Annotated in this window: 5 protein-coding genes; all 5 read left to right on the forward strand. The window is 34.0% G+C overall.

What is annotated here, in order from left to right; all coding sequences use genetic code 11:
• The first annotated feature begins 488 nt into the window (after positions 1–488).
• On the forward strand, positions 489–1,085 hold the full coding sequence (locus ACNQGX_RS18065; protein ID WP_417978660.1) for a dihydrofolate reductase family protein: 597 nt from the start codon (positions 489–491) through the stop codon (positions 1,083–1,085).
• Between the two features lie 96 nt (positions 1,086–1,181).
• Positions 1,182–1,628, forward strand: coding sequence for a VOC family protein (locus tag ACNQGX_RS18070; protein ID WP_417978662.1), 447 nt, complete (start codon positions 1,182–1,184; stop codon positions 1,626–1,628).
• Positions 1,629–1,951: 323 nt separating this feature from the next.
• On the forward strand, positions 1,952–2,461 hold the full coding sequence (locus ACNQGX_RS18075; RefSeq protein WP_417978664.1) for a hypothetical protein: 510 nt from the start codon (positions 1,952–1,954) through the stop codon (positions 2,459–2,461).
• A gap of 632 nt (positions 2,462–3,093) precedes the next feature.
• The gene (locus ACNQGX_RS18080) at positions 3,094–3,534 is read left to right on the forward strand and encodes a VOC family protein (protein ID WP_417978667.1); all 441 of its coding nucleotides are present in this window, start codon (positions 3,094–3,096) and stop codon (positions 3,532–3,534) included.
• Positions 3,535–3,559: 25 nt separating this feature from the next.
• The gene (locus ACNQGX_RS18085) at positions 3,560–4,009 is read left to right on the forward strand and encodes an SRPBCC family protein (RefSeq protein WP_417978669.1); all 450 of its coding nucleotides are present in this window, start codon (positions 3,560–3,562) and stop codon (positions 4,007–4,009) included.
• The last annotated feature ends 461 nt before the right edge of the window (positions 4,010–4,470 follow it).

Consider the following 4,470-nt stretch of genomic DNA (forward strand, 5'->3'; position numbering starts at 1 on the left):
TTATTTAAAACTAACTCAACACATTCTTTCTTAAATGCATAATCATATTTTGATTTTCTTTCCATAAAAATACCCCAAATAGTGTCTAACTTTTTGGGGGCAGTGCAAAACGAGGTTTGTTTTTAAGTTGCTGAATTTCGCAGACTGGAATACGAATATATGAAAATGAGGCTATGAGGTGTCTTTTTTTGCATAAAATTATTATCTTTAAGGTAATGAGAAAGACTAGAAATGGTTTTGTAGGCTTGGAGTATAAAACTCAGCCAGAGTTGCGTGTATGCAACAAAAAATAAGCAGACATACTCCATTTTTAATCTAAAAACGGGGTATATAAATAAGTTAGTTCCAACCGTATAAGGACAACTCAACTTTTAAATTTGACAGCGGACTGTAACCGCAGACAATTTCTGCAAAGCCGTTTGGCTATCGCTCGCAAAATGCAATTTCAATTCAAACAATAATTATTAACAATTAAAAACTGTTATTACATGAGAAAAATAATTGTCTTATCAATGATTACATTAGATGGAGTAATGCAAGCACCTGGTGGACCTGAGGAAGATACATCAGACGGTTTTGAATATGGCGGTTGGGTTGCACCTTATAATGACGAAGTTGGAGGTAAGGTGGTGCAAAAAGAGCTGCAACAACCAGCAGATTATCTTTTGGGCAGGAAAACATTTGAGATTTGGGCCTCCTTTTGGCCTAAACATGCAGACATTTGGCCTGGCATCAATAATGGCACAAAATACGTCATGTCCAAGACCATGAAAAAGTCAAACTGGAAAAACACCGTATTTATCGAAAGTTTGGAAGATATCAAAAAGCTCAAAAATTCAGAAGGTTCTGATATTCAGGTTTGGGGTAGCGGTAAACTTATTCAGCTGTTACTTAAGAATGATTTAGTGGACGAACTCTGTCTCAAAATTTACCCATTGACTCTTGGTACAGGGAAAAAGTTGTTTGATGATGGCACGATTCCGGTAGCATTTACATTAACGGAGAGTTTGGCTACGACAACTGGAGTGATTATTGCCAACTACAAGCGTGCTGGAGAAGTCAAGACAGGTACTGTTGGAGCTTAAGGCGGCTAAACTGTTAATAAAATTCCCAATACAAATTCAATCTATGGACAAGGCAAATAAAAAAGACAGCTCTGGGCTAACACCAACTCAAATTGCGTGGGTGGTGAAAGAGGTAGAGAAATCAAAATTTTTTTTCAGGAAATGCTAGGCGTTACCAATTTTAGCCCGACAGTTACCACTCGCTTAAAAGAGTACGACGGAACCTATTATGGAGAACCATCTAATGCAGAAAATCTTGTTGCAATGGCTTATTCAGGTGGGACATTTATTGAACTCATTGAACCAATTTCAGGGAAAAGTATTTTTAAGGATTACATAGATAATAATCCAACAGGCGGAGTTCAACATATTGCATACAGCACACCCATTGCAAACCTTGACAAAGTAATTTCAGGGTTTGAGAATAAAGGCTTTACAGTAATAAGTAGCTTTGACACGTCAATAGCTAAAATTGTGTTTTTTGACACACGAGAAGAGATTGGCGTTTTTACGGAAATAATGGGTATCACTAAAGAAGGCGAAAGGGCTGTTCAAGAAATGTAAATTGGACTGGCACAGCAGTGAGTGGACTAACATACCACATTTAGACCGGTTCTCGAAAAAGAAGCACGAATAGCTAACAGCTAAGGTTTCGTTGCGTGCGCAGCACTAACAAAGAAACCTGTGATGGACGGAACTGATTACATGTCATATTATTATTATTATCTTAATTGAAAGTCTTTTTGAAAAGGATATAATTGTAGTTTAAATTAAATGTATTCACCCTCTGGTGAACAAAAATCGATTCGGCTAGAGGTTTTTATCCCGACGTTTCGGGAAAACTGACGTTGGCGGGAAACTGCTCTTGAAACTTAAAAAAAAACATAATGGAAAAATACTTACGACAATTAATTTCAATAGAGTTTGACGACAAAAAAGAAATCTTTAGTGGTTTTCTTATTGATTGGACTGAAGATTGGATTTTACTGAAAAATAATCCTGTTGATTTTATAATTGATGGCTATACAATATTAAAAAACAAAAATGTAAAGTCAATTATTCAAGACAAGGATCATGAATTCACTGAAAGAGTAATTAAACTTAAAGGTTTAAAAACAAGCGCATCCGAAATAATTCCGCTTAAAGATTTGTCTTCAATTATAAATTTTATAGCGGATAAATATGAGATTTTTCAGATTGCAACAAAGTCAGATAAAGCTGTTTATCTCGGTAAACTCATAGAACAAAATGAGGAAGAACTCGTAATAGATTTTTTGGGAACCGAAGGGAAGTTTGAGGGTGAAATGAGTTTCAAGCAAAAGAAAATAAGAGTTATAGAATTTGATACTGATTATATCAATTCTTTGAAGCTAATTGTTGACGAAGAAAAGTCATGAAAAGGGAAAACATTAATCCTAAAAAAAAGGAGGCCTTTTTAAAGGGCCTCCGATTGTAGATTCTGATTTACCATTTATCAACTCATACCGTTCAGTATGAAATGACTATTTGAATTAGCTTTTCTTTTCAGATAGTTTTACTCAAGTGATTAATCAAAACCACACTCAAAGATACAATTTACTTTTCCCATAATAACTGTAAACCATAGTTTTAACGAATCATTAACTCTCCTATATAAAAGCCTTAAGCTATTGTTGCTTTTTATTTCTGCCTTTCTTTTTTCGATAATACTTTGGTTATTTTTTCAAAATTATATAATGATATTTAAAATAAAACCAATTCCTGTAGTATAGAACAAAAAAGAGACCTTTTTAAAGAGCCTCCGATTGTAAATTCTGATTTACCATTTATCAATTTATACCGTGCAAAACGCATTTGGATAAAAATTTGTCTAGTCCTGAAAAAGAGAGTTTCAAAAATGGAATTCTATTTTTCACTATATATCTTTCAAGATAAAATATTTCTGTTTCACAAAGTATAAACCATATAGCTCTCACTGTTAGTTATGTAATCTTTTTAATATTATTTTTTATCTTTACAATAACAATAACAATAAGCAAAACAAATCATCATGGCACATGTATCAATTTATCTCAACTTCATGGGAAACGCCGAGGAAGCATTTAACTACTACAAGAAAGTTTTCAAGACAGAATTTTCTGTTCCGATAATGAGAATGAAAGATATTCCAGCTCAACCGGGTATGCCCGAACTTTCAGAAGCTGACAAGAACAAAGTAATGCATGTTGCATTACCAATACTTGGCGGGACAGAAATTATGGCAACCGATATGCTTGAAAGCATGGGACATAAATTGATTGAGGGTAATACTATAACAATCAGTTTAAATCCTGACACTAAAGAAGAAGCTGACCGCTTGTATAGAGAACTTTCTCAAGCTGGAACAGACGGTGTCGCACCCCACGATGAATTCTGGGGTTACTGGGGAACTTGTAAAGACAAATTCGGAATCAGTTGGATGTTTAATGTTTCAAGTCAGCCTCTTCATTAATAATCACTAACCAAAAATCAATACTATGGTAAATAATAGTGTATCATTACATCGAGTTCTTAAAGCATCTCCCGAAAAAATTTATCGTGCGTTTACTGATGCAAATGCTATGGCATCATGGCTTCCGCCATATGGTTTTTTATGTGTTGTTCATAGCATGGATGTAAAACAAGGCGGGAATTACCGAATGTCTTTTATTAATTTTTCTACAGGAAATGTACACTCATTTGGCGGAACATATCTGGAATTGAAGCCGAATGAATTTATTAAATATACTGATAAATTTGAAGATCCTAATTTGCCTGGTGAAATGATGACTTCGGTTTGGCTCAAAAAGGTTTCTTGCGGCACAGAACTTAAAATTATTCAGGAAGGCATTCCTTCAGTTATACCAACCGAAATGTGTTATTTAGGTTGGCAGGAATCATTAGAGAAATTGGCAAAATTAGTTGAGCCGGAAATTCCGGATGCTTAAATCTTTTAGTGACTGGCTTTTTGTGGACAACTTTTCATTCGGGGACAGCAAGGCAGGATAAAGAAACATTGTTGTCAACATTTTGATTAGGAGTAACTTATGTATTTCGCGAATTAGTTCCATCCTAGACATTTCTATCTTGTTTAAAATTAGCCAACTTAGATTTTAATAATTCCATATCCTCATTCACTTTTTTATCTAGTATTTTGGCATAGTGTTGTGTAGTTCTTATATTTTTATGCCCCAACATTTTGCTTACGCTTTCTATGGGAACACCATTTGTGAGTGTTATAGGATCAAGAACAAAACCTGGGGAGAAATAATTATAAAATCAGATATTTGTAAAAAAAAACAGAATAAAGTTGGAATCGTATATAGAATTATTAAAATTAATACTGCCAGAATTTTTGATTGAGAATTTTGAATTAAATTCATTCAAAAATACAAAAGAAAATCTACAT

It is taken from the genome of Flavobacterium glycogeni, from assembly GCF_048286775.1.
GTDB lineage: Bacteria > Bacteroidota > Bacteroidia > Flavobacteriales > Flavobacteriaceae > Flavobacterium.

Coding starts and splice junctions, on each gene's coding strand:
- ACNQGX_RS18065 (WP_417978660.1), top strand. CDS start 489: ATGAGAAAAATAATTGTCTTATCAATGATTACATTAGATGGAGTAATG.
- ACNQGX_RS18075 (WP_417978664.1), top strand. CDS start 1,952: ATGGAAAAATACTTACGACAATTAATTTCAATAGAGTTTGACGACAAA.
- ACNQGX_RS18080 (WP_417978667.1), top strand. CDS start 3,094: ATGGCACATGTATCAATTTATCTCAACTTCATGGGAAACGCCGAGGAA.
- ACNQGX_RS18085 (WP_417978669.1), top strand. CDS start 3,560: ATGGTAAATAATAGTGTATCATTACATCGAGTTCTTAAAGCATCTCCC.